This window comes from Streptomyces sp. NPDC088730 (genome assembly GCF_044751215.1).
Classification (GTDB): Bacteria; Actinomycetota; Actinomycetes; order Streptomycetales; family Streptomycetaceae; genus Streptomyces.
On record NZ_JBIVLK010000009.1, the window covers coordinates 213,615 to 228,131 of the forward strand.

Annotated in this window: 12 protein-coding genes and 1 pseudogene; 10 read left to right on the plus strand and 3 right to left on the minus strand. The window is 72.6% G+C overall.

Annotation, left to right across the window (positions count from 1 at the left end; translation table 11 throughout):
- Positions 1 to 126 precede the first annotated feature (126 nt).
- The 10 genes and pseudogenes from ACIP89_RS26040 to ACIP89_RS26085 all read left to right on the plus strand — a co-directional run bounded on the left by ACIP89_RS26040 (position 127) and on the right by ACIP89_RS26085 (position 12,252).
- Positions 127 to 2,964: a glycosyl hydrolase family 95 catalytic domain-containing protein gene (locus ACIP89_RS26040; RefSeq protein WP_402117021.1), complete on the plus strand. Its 2,838-nt coding sequence runs from the start codon at positions 127 to 129 to the stop codon at positions 2,962 to 2,964.
- 263 nt (positions 2,965 to 3,227) lie between these two features.
- On the plus strand, positions 3,228 to 4,580 hold the full coding sequence (phnA, locus tag ACIP89_RS26045; protein ID WP_402117023.1) for a phosphonoacetate hydrolase: 1,353 nt from the start codon (positions 3,228 to 3,230) through the stop codon (positions 4,578 to 4,580).
- A gap of 49 nt (positions 4,581 to 4,629) precedes the next feature.
- Positions 4,630 to 4,956: a hypothetical protein gene (locus ACIP89_RS26050; protein WP_402117025.1), complete on the plus strand. Its 327-nt coding sequence runs from the start codon at positions 4,630 to 4,632 to the stop codon at positions 4,954 to 4,956.
- Positions 4,957 to 5,068: 112 nt separating this feature from the next.
- Positions 5,069 to 5,677, plus strand: a complete 609-nt coding sequence (gene thpR, locus ACIP89_RS26055) for an RNA 2',3'-cyclic phosphodiesterase (protein WP_401928862.1) — start codon at positions 5,069 to 5,071, stop codon at positions 5,675 to 5,677.
- Between the two features lie 34 nt (positions 5,678 to 5,711).
- Complete coding sequence (locus ACIP89_RS26060) at positions 5,712 to 6,650, plus strand: aldo/keto reductase (RefSeq protein ID WP_401928864.1); 939 nt, start codon at positions 5,712 to 5,714, stop codon at positions 6,648 to 6,650.
- Positions 6,651 to 6,723: 73 nt separating this feature from the next.
- A pseudogene (locus ACIP89_RS26065) lies at positions 6,724 to 7,000 on the plus strand (MerR family transcriptional regulator).
- Positions 7,001 to 7,204: 204 nt separating this feature from the next.
- Positions 7,205 to 9,436, plus strand: a complete 2,232-nt coding sequence (locus ACIP89_RS26070; protein ID WP_402117026.1) for a protein kinase — start codon at positions 7,205 to 7,207, stop codon at positions 9,434 to 9,436.
- Positions 9,437 to 9,661: 225 nt separating this feature from the next.
- Entirely contained in the window at positions 9,662 to 9,934 is a 273-nt protein-coding gene (locus tag ACIP89_RS26075) for a polyprenyl synthetase (protein ID WP_402117028.1), read from the plus strand.
- Complete coding sequence (locus ACIP89_RS26080) at positions 9,931 to 10,986, plus strand: polyprenyl synthetase family protein (RefSeq protein ID WP_402117030.1); 1,056 nt, start codon at positions 9,931 to 9,933, stop codon at positions 10,984 to 10,986. Before ACIP89_RS26075 ends, ACIP89_RS26080 begins: the two co-directional genes overlap by 4 nt.
- Before the next feature lie 93 nt (positions 10,987 to 11,079).
- Positions 11,080 to 12,252 (plus strand): oxygenase MpaB family protein, encoded by a 1,173-nt coding sequence (locus ACIP89_RS26085; RefSeq protein WP_401932802.1) that lies wholly within the window; start codon positions 11,080 to 11,082, stop codon positions 12,250 to 12,252.
- 100 nt (positions 12,253 to 12,352) lie between these two features.
- Here the strand turns inward: ACIP89_RS26085 and ACIP89_RS26090 are convergent, their stop codons facing one another.
- The 3 genes from ACIP89_RS26090 to ACIP89_RS26100 all read right to left on the minus strand — a co-directional run bounded on the left by ACIP89_RS26090 (position 12,353) and on the right by ACIP89_RS26100 (position 14,458).
- Positions 12,353 to 12,604: a hypothetical protein gene (locus tag ACIP89_RS26090; RefSeq protein WP_401932799.1), complete on the minus strand. Its 252-nt coding sequence runs from the start codon at positions 12,602 to 12,604 to the stop codon at positions 12,353 to 12,355.
- Positions 12,605 to 13,009: 405 nt separating this feature from the next.
- Positions 13,010 to 13,891, minus strand: coding sequence for a hypothetical protein (locus ACIP89_RS26095; RefSeq protein WP_402117033.1), 882 nt, complete (start codon positions 13,889 to 13,891; stop codon positions 13,010 to 13,012).
- 33 nt (positions 13,892 to 13,924) lie between these two features.
- Positions 13,925 to 14,458 carry a YbhB/YbcL family Raf kinase inhibitor-like protein gene (locus ACIP89_RS26100; RefSeq protein ID WP_402117035.1) on the minus strand — a complete coding sequence of 178 codons (534 nt, stop codon included), beginning with the start codon at positions 14,456 to 14,458 and terminating at the stop codon, positions 13,925 to 13,927.
- Between the last annotated feature and the right edge of the window lie 59 nt (positions 14,459 to 14,517).

Sequence of the window (14,517 nt, forward strand, 5' to 3'; positions counted from 1 at the left end):
TAGGAAATCTCGGTTGAAGGGATTGACAGGGCGCGCTAGCGCCGCTGCCCTTCTGCCGAGGCACCACCTCGCAGCCGCCGTACCCCCACGATTCGAGCACCGCTGCCCCAGAAGGAGCCGCAGTCCATGTCCCCTCGAACACCCGCACAGCATCCCGCCCAGGACGAGGCCGGGATGTCGCGTCGCGGCCTGCTGCGCGCCGCCGCGTCGATGACCGCGCTGGTCGCACTGTCGTCACTGCCCGAGTTCACCGCCGGCGCCGCCGCCGTATCGCGCCCCGACGCGCTGTCGCTCGTGCCGGAGGGCGAGGCGCTGACGCTGTGGTACTCCCGGCCCGGCGACGTGAACCGGATGACGGAGGAGGGCCTGCCCATCGGGAACGGCCGGCTGGGGGCGCTCCTCACCGGTGACCCCTCGCGCGACACGATGGTGCTGGCGGACGCGACGCTGTGGACCGGTCACGCCAATGCCGCACTCCAGTCGGACGGGCAGTTTCCCTACGGCACGGGCGACTTCGGCACCTTCGGGACGCTGGCCAGGACGGTGCTGGAGATCCCGGCCCACGGCCTCGGGACGGTCAGCGACTACCGCCGCACGCTGGACATCAGCAACGGCCTGGCGACCGTCTCGTACCGGACCGGTGGCGTCACCTACCGGCGCGAGGTGTTCTCCAGCCACCCCGACGACGCGGTGGTGATCCGGCTGACGCAGAGCGGCGGCGGCTCCTGCACGGGTTCGCTGACCCTGTCCGGGACCCGGGGCGAGACCGTCGTCGCGAACGCCGGCGCCGCGGAGGTGTCGTTCTCGGCGTCGCTGCCGAACACCCTGAAGTACGCCACCGTGGTGAAGGCTGCCGGGACCGGCGGCACCGTGTCGGCGTCGGGCACGAAGGTGACGTTCAGCGGCTGCTCCGAGGTGGTCCTGATCGTCTCGGGAGGCACCAACTACAAGGCCGACGCGGCCGTGGAGTACAAGGACGCGTCCCTGGTACCCCTGGATGCCGCCCGCGCCAAGGCGACGCGGGCGGCGGCGGCCGCCGGCACGGCCCTGCTCGCCACACACGTAGCCGACTTCCAGCGCCTTCAGCGGCGGATGGCCGTGGACCTGGGCACCTCGTCCGCCGCGCAGCGGGCGATGGAGACGCCGGAGCGGCTCGCGGCCCGTGCCGCCACCGGCTCCGCGCCCGACCCGGAACTGGAGGCCACCTACCTGCAGTTCGGACGCTACCTGGCGGTGTGCGGCTCCCGCGGCAGTCTCCCCACCAACCTCCAGGGTCTGTGGATCGACACCAACGCCCCGTCCTGGATGAGCGATTACCACAGCGACATCAACGTCCAGATGAACTACTGGCTGCCCGACCGCGCGGGACTGCCCGAGTGCTTCGACGCGTTCACCGATTACTGCGTAGCCCAGCTGCCCGGATGGCGGGCGGCCACCAAGAACCTCTTCCAGGACTCCCGCAACCGCTTCCGCAACACCTCGGGCAAGGTGGCGGGCTGGACCCTCGGCATCTCCACCAACGTCTGGGGCGGCAACGGCTGGTGGTGGCACCCGGCCGGCAACGCGTGGATGTGCAACTCCCTGTACGAGCACTACGAGTACACCCAGGACCGTGCCCACCTCAGCAGGATCTACCCGCTGCTCAAGGGCGCCTGCGAGTTCTGGGAGTCCCGGCTCGTCACGACGACCGTGGCGGGACGGGAGGTCCTGGTCGACGACCACGACTGGTCGCCCGAGCACGGCCCGGAGGACGCCCGGGGCATCACGTACGCCCAGGAACTGGTCAGACAGCTGTTCGCCAACTACCGCGCCGCCGCCGCCGAACTCGGCAAGGACGCCTCGTACGCCTCCACGGTCGCCGGACTCCAGGGCAAGCTCTACCTGCCGGAGGTCAGCGCCACGAGCGGCTGGCTGGAGGAGTGGATGAGCGACGACAACCTCGGTGAGACGACGCACCGCCACCTGTCACCGCTCGCCGGGCTCTTCCCCGGCGACCGCATCAACCTCCAGGACTCACCGGCCGAGCTCGTCATGGCGGCCACGAAGCTGCTTGAGGCGCGCGGCATGGCGAGCTTCGGCTGGGCCAGCGCCTGGCGGGCCATCTGCTGGGCGAAGCTGAAGCACGCGGACCTGGCGTACGAACTCGTCCTCGACGTGCTGCGGCCGTCGGTCGACTTCAGCAACGGCAGCGCGATCAACATGTTCGACATGTACAGCTTCGGCAGCAGCTCCGTGTTCCAGATCGACGCCAACTTCGGCACGCCCGTGGCGATGATCCAGATGCTGGTGCAGTCCCGCCCCGGACGGGTGGAGCTGCTGCCGGCCCTCCCGGGAGCCTGGGCCGCTGCCGGGTCCGTCACCGGGGCCGGGGTGCGCGGGGGCTTCACACTCGATATGCGGTGGAAGGACGGCCAGGTCACAGAGGCGACACTGCGCGGCGCGGCGGGCAGGTCCACCGACATCGTCTTCGGGGAGTGGAGCAGTCACATCACGATCCCCGCCGCCGGGTCCGTCACGGTCGCACCGCCCGCCCAGACTTCCGTCTTCCAGCTGGTCAACCGCCGTTCGGGCAAGGCGGCCGACGTTTCCGGTGCCTCCACCGAGAACGGCGCCGCATTGATCCAGTACACCCCGAGTCCGGCTGTGAACCAGCAGTTCCGGTTCATCCCGGTGGGTTCGGAGCAGTACGAGATCTACACCACCCACGGCAGTACACCCATGGTCTGGGCGGTCTGGGGCGGCGTCTCCGAGGCCGGCGCGAAGATCACCCAGTGGACTCCGGAGCACAGCACCAGCCAGCGCTGGACGATCGCCGACGCGGGCGACGGCTACGTCACACTCACCTGCGTGCGCAGCGGCAAGGTCCTCGGCATAGCCGACGGCTCGACCGCCAACGGCGCGGCGGTCGAGCAGCAGGAGGCCGATGGCGGCACGGGCCAGCAGTGGCGGCGCGTCGGCAAGTGAAATGACGAGCGCTCTCCGTACGTCAGCCCGAGGGCCCGGCTCCGGCGGCCGGGCCCTCGGGCTGCGCTGGCAGTGGCCGGATCACGCCGCCCACCGCCCTGGCCGAGGGGCCGGCAGGGGGAGCGCGGGGAACGGCGCCGGACGGGCCGTGGGCTCGGACTATGGGGCGATAGCCGAAAGACGGGTTCCTGCTGGCAGCTCCTGCCAGCACGCTCATGGGGCAGCAGGATGTCGGCCACACCGCACGCAGCAGGGAGCTCTTCGTGACATCAGGGACGTTCAGCGTCAACGGCAGGACCTACGCGAAACCCCGCCGGCCGGTGGTGGTGATCTGCATCGACGGCAGCGAGCCCGACTACCACATCGAGGCGATGGCGGCCGGACGCATGCCCTGGCTCACCAAGGTGCTCGAAGGAGAGGGCACGTCCTGGCCCGCCCACTGCGCGATGCCCGCCCTGACCAATCCGAACAACGTGTCCATCGCCACCGGCTGCCCTCCGGCCGTGCACGGGATCAGCGGCAACTACATCTTCGACACCGAGCTGGGAGAGGAGGTGCTGATGAACGACAAGCGGTTCCTGCGGGTCCCCACCGTCTTCGGGGCGGCGAACGAGGCCGGCCTCGACGTGGTCGTCGTGACCGCCAAGGACAAGCTCCGCAGGCTGCTCGGCGCCGGGCTCGTCGAGGACGGGCCCTCGCTCGACGGCTCCGGCGAGTTCGTCGCGCCGTCCCGCCGCGGCATCTGCTTCTCGGCGGAGAAGGCCGACCTGGCCACCGTCGAGGACAACGGCATCGACCAGGTGCTCGAACTCGTCGGCAGGCCGCTGCCGAGCGTCTACTCCGCAGACCTCAGCGAATTCGCCCTGGCCGCGGGCGTACGGATCATGGAGACCCGTGGCGCCGACCTGATGTACCTGTCGCTGACGGACTACATCCAGCACAAGAACGCGCCCGGCACCGAGGCGGCCAACGACCTGTACGAGAAGATCGACCACTACGCCGGCCGGCTGGCCGGCCTCGGCGCGACCGTCCTCCTGACGGCCGATCACGGCATGAGCGCCAAGACGGACGACGCGGGCGTGGCGCGGGTCGTCTACGTCGAGGAGGAGGTCCGCGCGATTCTCCGCATCGCCGAGGGCGTCCAGCCGGAGGGCCTGCGGGTCATCCTGCCGATCACCGACCCGTACACCGTGCACCACGGAGCGCTCGGCTCCTTCGCGAGCGTCTACCTGCCGGCCGGGGCCGCGCGCACCTCCACCATCGCGTCGCTGCGGGCCATCGAGGGGGTGCAGGAGGTGTACGGCCGTGAAGAGGCCGCAGAGCGCTACGCCCTGCCCGCCGACCGCATCGGCGACATCGTGGTCCTCGCGGAGGCCGGTACCGCGCTCGGCCGGTCCCCCTCCTGGCACGACCTCAGCGGGCTCGACGCGCCCCTGCGGTCCCACGGTGCCCTGGGCGAACTCCAGATCCCGTTCCTGATCAACCGGCGTCCGGCGCGGCCCGAGCTGCTGGACAAGCCGTTCGGCGACCCGGCCCGCATCCACAACTACGACGCCCTCTGGGTGGCCACCACGCTGGTCGCCGAGCAGGAGAGCGGCCCGGCCCCGACCGGCTGACGCGACGCGACGCGGCCACCGCCAGGAGGACCCGGCGTCCCCGGATCCGGTGGCCGGCTGCACGGCGGTGCTCAAGCCCTCGCCGCTGACTCCGTGGACATCGGCCCTGCTGGTGCAGGCGTTCGCCGGAATAGCCCGCCGCACGGTGCTCGCGGCAGGCGCAGCCACGGTCGCGGCCGCCACCACGACGCCCGTCCACGTGCCCGCCGCCCACGCCGCCCCGGCCCTGCCGGACGGAGTGCGTCACACCTCGCAGGAGCAGTCCATCGAGGTCCCGATCCCGCCGGGCGCCACCTCGGCGCACGTCCGCTTCCACTACACCGGTGACAACGGCTTCTTCCGGGCGATCGACGGGTCCCGGCTCCACGCCGAGTGACGCCCGAAGGCCCCGGGGGCGGTGCGAAACGAGGTGCCGGGCGGCGGTCGCCCGGCACCGACGCCGCTACCGGCTTCGCCACAACCGGGCGCCATGCGATACGAAGTCCGGTGTGAACGAACAGACCCAGCCCACGACCGTTCGCGTGTTCATCGCCCTGGCCCCGCCCGACCACGCGAAAGCCGAACTCGCCCGGGAGCTCCGCCCCGCCTACGACACGCACCCCCACATGCGGTGGAACCGCATCGAGGACTGGCACATCACCCTGGCGTTCCTCGGGGAGCTCCCCGTCTCCACCGTCCCGCTCCTGCGCCCGCCGCTGGCCGGGCTCGCGGCGGCCCGCCGGCCCCTCTCGCTGGCACTGCGCGGCAGCGGGACGTTCGACGACCGGGTGCTGTGGAGCGGCGTCGACGGGGACCTGGACGGGCTGCAGGCGCTCGCCGCCGACGTACGCGCCCTGGTCAGGAACTGCGGAGTCGCGTTCGAGGACCGGCCGCTGCGCCCGCACCTGACCCTGGCCCGCGCGCGACGGGACGACCGGTCCTCGACGGCGGAGATCGCCGCCCGGCTCACCGGATTCACCGGCAGCCCGTGGCCGGCCGGACATCTGCACCTGGTCGGCAGCAACGCCGGCCGCGGCGCCGGACCGATCCGCTACCGCGACATCGAGGCCTGGGCCCTCGGGGGCGAGGCGCAGAACCTTTCCCGCGAAGGCACTTGACCTGGAGTGCGCTCCAGATCCGAGAGTGGAGGACATGAACACCACAGCTCCTCAGATCGTCCTCGGAACCATGGGCTTCGGCACCCACGTCGCCCCCGGACAGGCCTTCGCGATCCTCGACGCCTTCGTCGCGGGCGGCGGTGTCTGGCTGGACACCGCGAACTGCTACTCCTTCTGGGCCGACCCCAGCGGCGTCGGCGGCGCCAGCGAGCGCGTCATCGGCGCGTGGCTCCGGGCCCGCCCCGGCGCCCGGGACACGGTGCGCATCGCCACGAAGGTCCGGCAGAACCCGCTCGTCGCGCACTCCTGGCCGCAGAGCGCCGAAGGGCTCTCCGCCGACGCCGTCCGCGCCGGAGCGGAGGCGAGCCTCGGGCGTCTCGGGGTCGACCACGTCGACATGCTCTGGGCCCACGCCGAGGACCGGGGCGTGCCGCTGGAGGAGACGGTCGGTGCCTTCGGCGAACTGGTCGCCAAGGGAACGGCGCTACGGGTCGGCGCGGCGAACCACCCGGCCTGGCGGGTCGAGCGCGCCCGGTCACTCGCACAGGAGCAGGGCGTGGAACCGTGGACGGCCCTCCAGCTGCGCCACTCACTCGTCCAGCCCCGCCCCCTCACCCCGCTCGCGGAGGCCGGCCACCGGCTGCTCACCGCCGACGACCTGGACCTCGCCGAGGCGCACCGGCTCACCGTGTGGTCGTACACCTCGCTGATGTGGGGCTCCTACGCGCGCGCGGACAGGCCCCTGCCGCAGACCTACGACCACCCCGGGAACACCCGGGTGCTCTCGGTCCTCGACGACACGGCCGAGGACGTCTCGGCCTCAGGGAACCAGGTCGTGCTCGCCTGGCTGATGCGGCAGGGCATCGATCCCATCGTCGGCGTGAGCCGGGTGGAGCAGATCGAACAGGCACTCGCCGCACGCGAGGTGCGGCTCGGTGACGACCACATGGAGCGCTTCGTCCGGGCGCGATAGCGGTAGCCACACAGAGAGAGTCCATGACCGCCGCCGTCCCCCTGCGGCAGCCGCCGGGCGCACCGGTGTCTCCATCGGCACCCTGCGTTACTGGGAACGCGAGGCGCTCATCGGCCCGATCCGGGCCTCCGCCGGCGGGCGCCGCGAGTACACCGGCGACGACGTCCTCTGGCCCGGCCCGGTCACCTGCTTCCGCGACGCCGGCCTCGGGATCGCGGAACCGCGGGGGTTCGTCGCCCTCCTGCGCGCCGGGCACCCCGCGCGGGCACCGTGCCGCGTTGGAGCGCCGGGTGGCGGCGCTGCGGCGGGCGATGGCGGTCTTCGACGGGAAGATCGCCTACCGCGGCTGAGCAGCCACAGCTGAGCGCCAAAGGCCCCGCGGGCGGGCTCCGGCGCCCGCTCGTCGCACCCAGGATCCGGCTGTGAAACAGCTCTGAGCTCCCCTTTCGTCCCCCGCTTTGCTCCCGCGGACCGCCTAGCGGCTAGTTTGTGTGCAGCACAGGTACGCAGGCCCGTGGTGGCAGAGGTGCACGGGGGACGGGAGGTCGGGGAGAGTGTCGCTTCGCGGAGGTGATCCAGCCGAGATCGGCGGTTATCCGCTGGAGGCGCGGCTCGGCTCGGGTGGCATGGGCACGGTCTTCCTGGGCCGTACCAGCTCGGGGCGGCCCGTCGCGATCAAGCTGATCCACCAGCAGTACGCCGGGGACGACGAGTTCCGGATCCGCTTCCGGCAGGAGGTGGCGGCGGCCAGACGGGTGAGCGGCGCGTTCACCGCCGCCGTGGTCGACGCCGCCCCGGAGGCCGAGCAGCCGTGGATGGCGACGACCTACATCGAGGGCCACACGCTCGCCCAGCACATCGCGGAGAAGGGCCCGCTGAACGGGGCGGAGCTGAGGCTGCTCGCCATCGGGCTGGCGGAGGCGCTGCGCGACATCCACCGGGCGGGGGTCGTCCACCGTGACCTGAAGCCCTCCAACGTCGTGCTCTCGCCCGAGGGGCCGCGCGTCATCGACTTCGGCATCTCGCGCGCCGCGGACCAGCAGACGCTGACGATGACGGGGCGGGTCATCGGGACGCCGCCCTTCATGTCGCCGGAGCAGCTCCAGGCCCCGCGCGGGGTCGGGCCGCGCTCCGATGTCTTCTCGCTGGGGACCCTGCTGGTGTACTCGGCGACGGGACACGGGCCCTTCGACGCGGACAGCCCGTACATGACGGCATATCAGGTGGTGCACGAGGAACCGTCGCTGGGCGCCGTGCCGACGGCCCTGCGCGCGGTCGTCGAGTCGTGCCTGGGCAAGGATCCCGAGGGGCGCCCCTCGGCGGACGAACTCCTCGTGCTGCTGCGGGACCTGCCCGCCGACCTCGGTGGCACCGAGGCGAACGGAGCCGGCGCGGGCCGTACCCGCGACATGATCACCCAGCACCACCTCGCGACGCGTGACACCGGGGCGCGGTCCGGCCCGAACGGTCCCGGTACGGGCAGTACCGGCAGCCCCGTCGCCCGCCGGCTGCGGCGCAACTGGCGCCCCGTGCTGGCCGCCGCCGTGGCGGTCGCGGCGATCGGCGGGGGAGCCGCGGCGCTGAACGCGGGCGGCTTCGGCGCGGACAGCGATGACGACAGGGGCACCACCGTCGCGGCGCCGGGTGCCGCTCTTCCGGCCGGTTTCCGGCCGTGGCACAAGACCGTGCCGGGCGGCCGCGCGGACATCCCCGACGAACTGCGGTGCGTCTCGCGCGGCGAGGCGCTGTTCTGCGGTGGCGGCGGCGTGGTCGCGGCCCGTGTCCGGGCCCAGGACGGCTCGCGGGTGTGGACGGCGAAGAGTCCGGGGGTGCCCGTCCAGGGCATGCACCTGGTCGGCGCCACCGACGACACGGTGCTCGGCTACCGCTTCGCCGACGAGGACGCCCCGCAGGGCCCGCCCCGCGAGGTGGTGGCCCTCGACGCGGACACCGGCCGCGAGCTGTGGTCCGTGCCCTCCGGCGCCCAGTCGACCGCCGTCACGGGCCGCACCCAGGACGCCGTGGTGGCCGGCTCCGCCGTCGTGACGGTGGACGCCTCCAACTCCCGCTTCGAGGCCCGGGACGCGCACAGCGGGAAGACCGTCTGGACGACGCCGTTCCCCTCGGGTACGCAGTGCGCTTCCGTCCCGGCCGGCCCGCGGCTCATGGCGATGTGCGCGACGAACGCGGAGGTGGACGCCCTGGAGGTGCGCCACCCCGCCCTGTACACGGTCGACCGGGCCTCGGGGACGCTGGGCAGGCCCATCGAGGTCCACGGTCCCGCCGTCCCGGTGGGCGTCGCCGACGGCAGGCTCGTACTCCTCCAGGAGCGCAGGGAGGGCGCGGCGATGGTCGGCTACCGGGGTGTGGCTCGGGTCGACCCGAGCTCGCGGAAGGTCACGTACGCCCCACTGGCCAGGACGTACGAGGGAACGCCGGGCATGGCCGGCGGCACCCTCTGCGTGAGCGGACAGACCGGGCTCGTCACCGCGTTCGACCCCGCCACCGGCCGGGAGAAGTGGTCGCGGCAGACGAACGTGGAGGGCGCGTCGGGTCCCGTCGCGGGAGGCGGCGCGCTGTACTTCAGCTCGGCCACCGGCCGGGTGGTCGCGCTGTCGCCGTCCGACGGCAAGGCCCTGTGGTCGACGGACCCGCAGGCCGACGGCCTCACGGGCGAGTCGGGCGCAGACCCGCGGGTGACCGTCGTGGGGCGGGCGCTGGTGGTGGCCGCGGACAAGAACACCCTCTTCGCCTTCGACGCGCAGCACCCGCCGAAGTCGGGCTGACCCCCGGCGGCACCCGCCGGGGTCTCCCGGGCCGGGCGGGGCATCCCCGCCACCCGCTCGGCCGCCTGTGCGGAGAGATTCCGTCCGGTGCGAGATCCGCACGGTTGAGCGACGTGATCACTCGATCGTGAGTTGTTCCGCTCCCCGGCCGGCCAGGGCGCGATGCTCGCAGGGGCGGTGCGCGACCGGTGCCGCCTGGACGCGCGCAGGGTGGGGGAACACGGGATGACGCGGGAAGAGGACCGGTGGGGCGGCCCGGACGGCCAGGCGGTGCTGCTGGCGGCAGGGCTGGCGGATCTGGCCGTGAGCACGCTGGGTACGGCCCTGGGGGCGGTGCGGGGACTGCTGCGCCGCTCCGACGGTGCGGAGCTGGCCGCTGACGCCGAGCACGAGCTCACGGCGCGCGGGCGCCTGGTGCTGGACCGGTACGCGGCCGTCCCGCCGGCCCACCTGGAGATCCTGGCCAGGCGTGCCCAGGACCGGCAGGCCGGGCGATGACGTCCGGCCGGTGGGATCCCGCCGCGTTCAGGGCCCGCGTCGACGGGACACTGCACGGCTTCGTCGCCGAGGAGGCCGACGGGTTCGCGGCGATCGACCCGCTGCTGGGCCCGGTCGCCGGGCAGCTGGAGGCGGCGGTCGCGGACGGCAAGCGGCTGCGGGCGGCGTTCTGCTACTGGGGCTGGCGCGGGGCGGGGCAGCCGGACAGTGACGCACTGGTGCGGGCGGCGGCCTCCATGGAACTGGTGCATGCCGCCGCCGTCGTGCACGACGACCTCATCGACGACAGCCCGCTGCGGCACGGGCGGCCCACCGCGCACATCGCCCTGCGCGGTGCCGTGAGCCGCCGCCCGCGCGCCGACGCCTCGGCCAGGTCACTGGCGATGCTGGTCGGGGACCTGCTGATGGCGCTGGCCGGGCAGCTCTTCACCACGAGCGGTCTGCCGGCCGCCTATCTGTCCCGGGCCCGCCCGTTGTGGTCGCTGATGGCCCGCGAACTGATCGCGGGGGAGTGCCTGGAGATCCTGCGCACCGGAGCCGGTCCGGACACCGCCGCGTCGCTGAAGGTCATCCGCTACAAGACCGCCAAGTACACCGTCGAGCAGCCCCTGCTCATCGGCGGGGCCCTGGCCGGGGCCGGGACGCGGCTGTGCGACGGCTACCGCGCCTACGGGCTGCCGCTCGGCGAGGCGTTCCAGCTGCGGGACGACCTGCTCGGCCTGTTCGGAGACCCGGCACTGACCGGCAAGGCCGGCGCCGACGATGTGCGGGGACACCGCCCCACGGCCCTGCTGGCGGAGACCTGGCGGCTGGCCGCCGACGGCGATCGGAAGCGGTTGCGCGCCCTCATGGGCCGACGCGGCCTGAGCGGCGAGGAACTGGAGGAGGTCCGCGAGGTGATGCGTCGGCTCGGCGCGCCCGCCCGCATCGAGGACATGATCAAAGCGCGGGTCGAGGAGGCGCTCGACGCCCTGAGCGAGCTGGATGTGCCGACGCACGCCGTCGCGGCCCTGACCGCGCTGACCCGCTCCGCGGCGCTCCGCACCGCCTGACGCCCGCACCGGGGCGGCTCAAGGCCGTGCCGCCCTCCGCGGCCGGCGCTCCCGCCGGCCGCGGACGATTCCGTGGAAAGCAGGAACCCTGCCATGACCTACACCGATGCCTCGATGGACGCCCTGCGCACAGGCGGTGACGAGCTCGCCGACGCCACCGTCGCCGCCCTCTTCGCACGCGGGGAGGTGGGCACGTTCAACACCCTGATGCGCTACGTCTCCACCGCGGGCGCTCCGCTGCCCGACGGGCTGCCCGACGTCGCACGCGAGTACCTGGAGGCGACCCGGACCCCACCGGCCTGGGTGGACTGGGAGGAGATGGAGAGGGCCCGGCTGTTCTTCATCGACAACAACGTGCACATCTCCACCGCACTGTCCTTCGCCTCCATGCCCGCCTGCTACGTCGTCCCGCACGTGGCGAAGCTGCTGTCGGCCGCGCACGGGCTGAAGTACCCCTCCAAACGGATGGCGGAGACCGGGCAGTTCACCGTCTACCTGATGCGGCCCGACGCCTTCGAGGCCGGCAGCCGCTTCATCCCGGCAGCCCAGAAGGTCCGCCTCCTGCACGCGTCCATCCGCCATCACCTCGGACGCGAGGGCCGGTGGGACACCGACGTGCTCGGAACGCCGATCTGCCAGGAGGACATGATCGGCGGGCAGATGTTCTTCTCGATGCTCGTGCTGGACAGCCTGCACCGGCTGGGCATCCACATGTCGGTGGAGGGCGCGGAGGCCTACTACTACGCCTGGCGGGTCGTCGGCGCCATGCTCGGCGTCGACCAGGAAGCCGTGCCCAAGACGCTCGACGAGGCCCGCGCGTACCTCGACCTCTACATGGTCCGGCACATGGGGCCCTCGGAGGAGGGAGCGCTGCTGACCGGGCAGCTCATCGACCTCTACGAGGAGGTGGTGCCCGGAACCCTTCTCGATCCGGTCGTCTCCGCTCTCATCCGCTACCTCGTCGGAGACACCTGCGCCGACTGGCTCGCGGTGCCCCGCACCCGGTGGGGCGCCGTCGTCAGGACCCTTCCCCACCTCCTCGGCGTACTGGAGACCATCGAGGACCGCTCGCCGCTGGGCGCCTGGGCGCTGGACCGGCTCGGCCACCTCACCTCGGTCTTCGAGCTGTCCTCCCTCACCCGCGGACGCGTCATGCACTACGCCATCCCGGAACAGCTCAAGAAGGAGTACGGAGTCTCCAGCACGGTGCCCCGTACCCGCCGGTGGACGCCCCCGGCCGCAACGGTCACGGGTGCGAGTAGCTGACGTACAGGAAATCCCGGTGAGAACGGTCTTGCCCTCCTACTCGGTCTCCGTGGTCTGAAGGACCTGTGCGTGGAAGTGGTCGCCGCGGCTTCCTCGGGTGTCAGCGGGGCATCCGGACGCCGGATACGGGTTCGGCCGGGGTGTACGGGATGTCGTCGGCGTCCCGGAGGCCCGTGAAGTCGGCGTGCGCGGCCTCGACGGCCTCGGGGTATGCCTCCCTCTTCTCGCGCTCGGCGAGCGCGCGGTAGATGTTCGCGACGCTGGGGCGCCTGGCCCTTGTGCCTGCCGGTGGTTCCTGCCCGAGGGCCGGGCAGCGGGCGTGGCCGATGCGGATGTCCCGGCCCCGGGGCATCCGGGACGGCCAGGGTCGGGGGCGGGGGTGCTGGGTCCTGCACGGCTGTCCGGGCCCCGCGGCCGGCCGGGGCCTGTACACGCGGGAGCTTCGCAAGGCGGGGCACCGTGGTGAATCGGCCGGTGCGGTAAGTCCCGGCGACCGCGCGGGCGCGCGAGCGGCAGGGCGATCCGGGCTCGGCCGCGCACCGCGGGCAGGGGTGGCGTTCGACGTCGTCCGCGTCGGCGGCCGGGGGCGGGTGAGGGCCCGTCATGGCCCCGGATCTTCGCACGACCCAGTTCTCGGAACAGGGTCCGCGCCGGACTTGAGCGAGAACGGGTTCTGCGAGTGAATCCGGGGCCGGGACGAGTTGTCCGGCCGCTGCCCGGACCTTCTCTGGGAAAGGACCGTTTATGCGAGATCAGACTATCCGCGAACGGCCTGAAACGTCCCTGCCGCCGTGAATGCGTCGGTGATCGGCGAGATGAGCGAGGCGAAGCGGCGGGCTCCTGCGTTGCCGATCGGTGCCCATAGCGCGGCGCAGTGCCGGTCCGTCTCCACTTCGATGCGCTCGCGCGCCGCACGGCCGGCGTCGGTGACCACGCCGTGGGAGTCGAGCCAGCCGCGAGCGACGAGGCGTGCCGTCGCCGCGCTCCACTCCTCGTCGTCCCACCGGCGGGTCGCCCGCGCCAGAGCCGTCGGGAGGGGGCCGGTCGCGGTGTGCAGAACGAGGCAGTCGCACGGCCCGAGGCCGTTGTCGGCGAGTACGACGAGATGGGCGTCGCCGCGCCACTCGCGCGCCACCGTGATCTGCTGCCAGAGTGCGACGAGGGGATCGGGAGGAAGCACGACCGAGGCGTTCGCGGCGGCCAGCACCTTGCCGGCGTAGTCGGCACCGGCGATGACCGGGTCGATCAGCGAGCGCGCCTCGGCAAGGTGGTCGTCGGTGAGGTGTACGCCGACGCGCCGCATCGCCCGGCCGGCGGCCAGGAAGCGGGCGGCCTGCCACCGCTCGGGCGGCGCGGCGTCCCATATGCCCGCCATGGCCCGCGCTGCCCGCGGGCTGAAGTTGTAGAAGGCCGCGAGCGTGACCTGCCACGGAACCGCGCCCATCGCGGCCGACCGGAAGGCCAGATACGTCGGTCCGCGGTCGGTCACGCCGAGCTCGGCCGCCTCCTCGGCGGTCTCGGGGACGAGATATATGAACAGGTGAGCGGCGCTGATGGCGCGGCTGACATCACGGACGGCGTTCAGGTCCATCGGTCCGTCGCCGGTACGGGCGGAATCGGGAAGGGCATCGAGGTGCATGGCTGTGGTGTCTCCAGGAGTCGGGTGGCGCTGTCAGGCGAGTGTTTCGGCGGTGGCGGTCAACACCGCGCGTCCAAGGGTGTGACCGGCCATGGTGAAGCCGAGGACGGCCGGTGTGGCGTCGGCCGGGACGCCTGTCGAGGGGATGTCGAGGGCGTGCACGACGACGAAGTAACGGTGCGGGCCGTGTCCGGCCGGCGGGGCGGCGCCGATGTAGCGGGCCACGCGGGCGTCGTTGGGCAACTGGTAGGCGCCCGCGGGCATCTGTGAGCCGGTGTCGTCACCGGCACCCTCGGGCAGCTCGGTGACGGTGGCGGGGATGTCGGCGACCGCCCAGTGCCAGAACCCGGACCCGGTGGGGGCGTCGGGGTCGTAGACGGTGACGGCATAGCTCTTGGTGCCGTCCGGGGCGCCGCTCCAGGACAGCTGCGGGGATGTGTCCTTCCCGCCGGGCAGGCCGGAGGAGTGCTGCTCGGACGGCCACGCGGCGCCGTCGGTGACGGTGGTGCTGGTGACGGTGAACGAGGCCGCCTGGGGGAGGCGGGCGAAGGGGTCGTTGGCAGACACAGCGGTCGTTCCTTTCCGGACGAGGACGTCCTCGTCGACTACTGAATCGACCATAACAC

Bases quoted from the DNA above. Each gene is read 5' to 3' on its own strand.
- ACIP89_RS26040 (WP_402117021.1), top strand. From the start codon at position 127: ATGTCCCCTCGAACACCCGCACAGCATCCCGCCCAGGACGAGGCCGGG.
- ACIP89_RS26060 (WP_401928864.1), top strand. From the start codon at position 5,712: ATGAACACCACAGCTCCTCAGATCGTCCTCGGAACCATGGGCTTCGGC.
- ACIP89_RS26075 (WP_402117028.1), top strand. From the start codon at position 9,662: ATGACGCGGGAAGAGGACCGGTGGGGCGGCCCGGACGGCCAGGCGGTG.
- ACIP89_RS26080 (WP_402117030.1), top strand. From the start codon at position 9,931: ATGACGTCCGGCCGGTGGGATCCCGCCGCGTTCAGGGCCCGCGTCGAC.
- ACIP89_RS26085 (WP_401932802.1), top strand. From the start codon at position 11,080: ATGACCTACACCGATGCCTCGATGGACGCCCTGCGCACAGGCGGTGAC.
- ACIP89_RS26090 (WP_401932799.1), bottom strand. From the start codon at position 12,604: ATGCCCCGGGGCCGGGACATCCGCATCGGCCACGCCCGCTGCCCGGCC.
- ACIP89_RS26095 (WP_402117033.1), bottom strand. From the start codon at position 13,891: ATGCACCTCGATGCCCTTCCCGATTCCGCCCGTACCGGCGACGGACCG.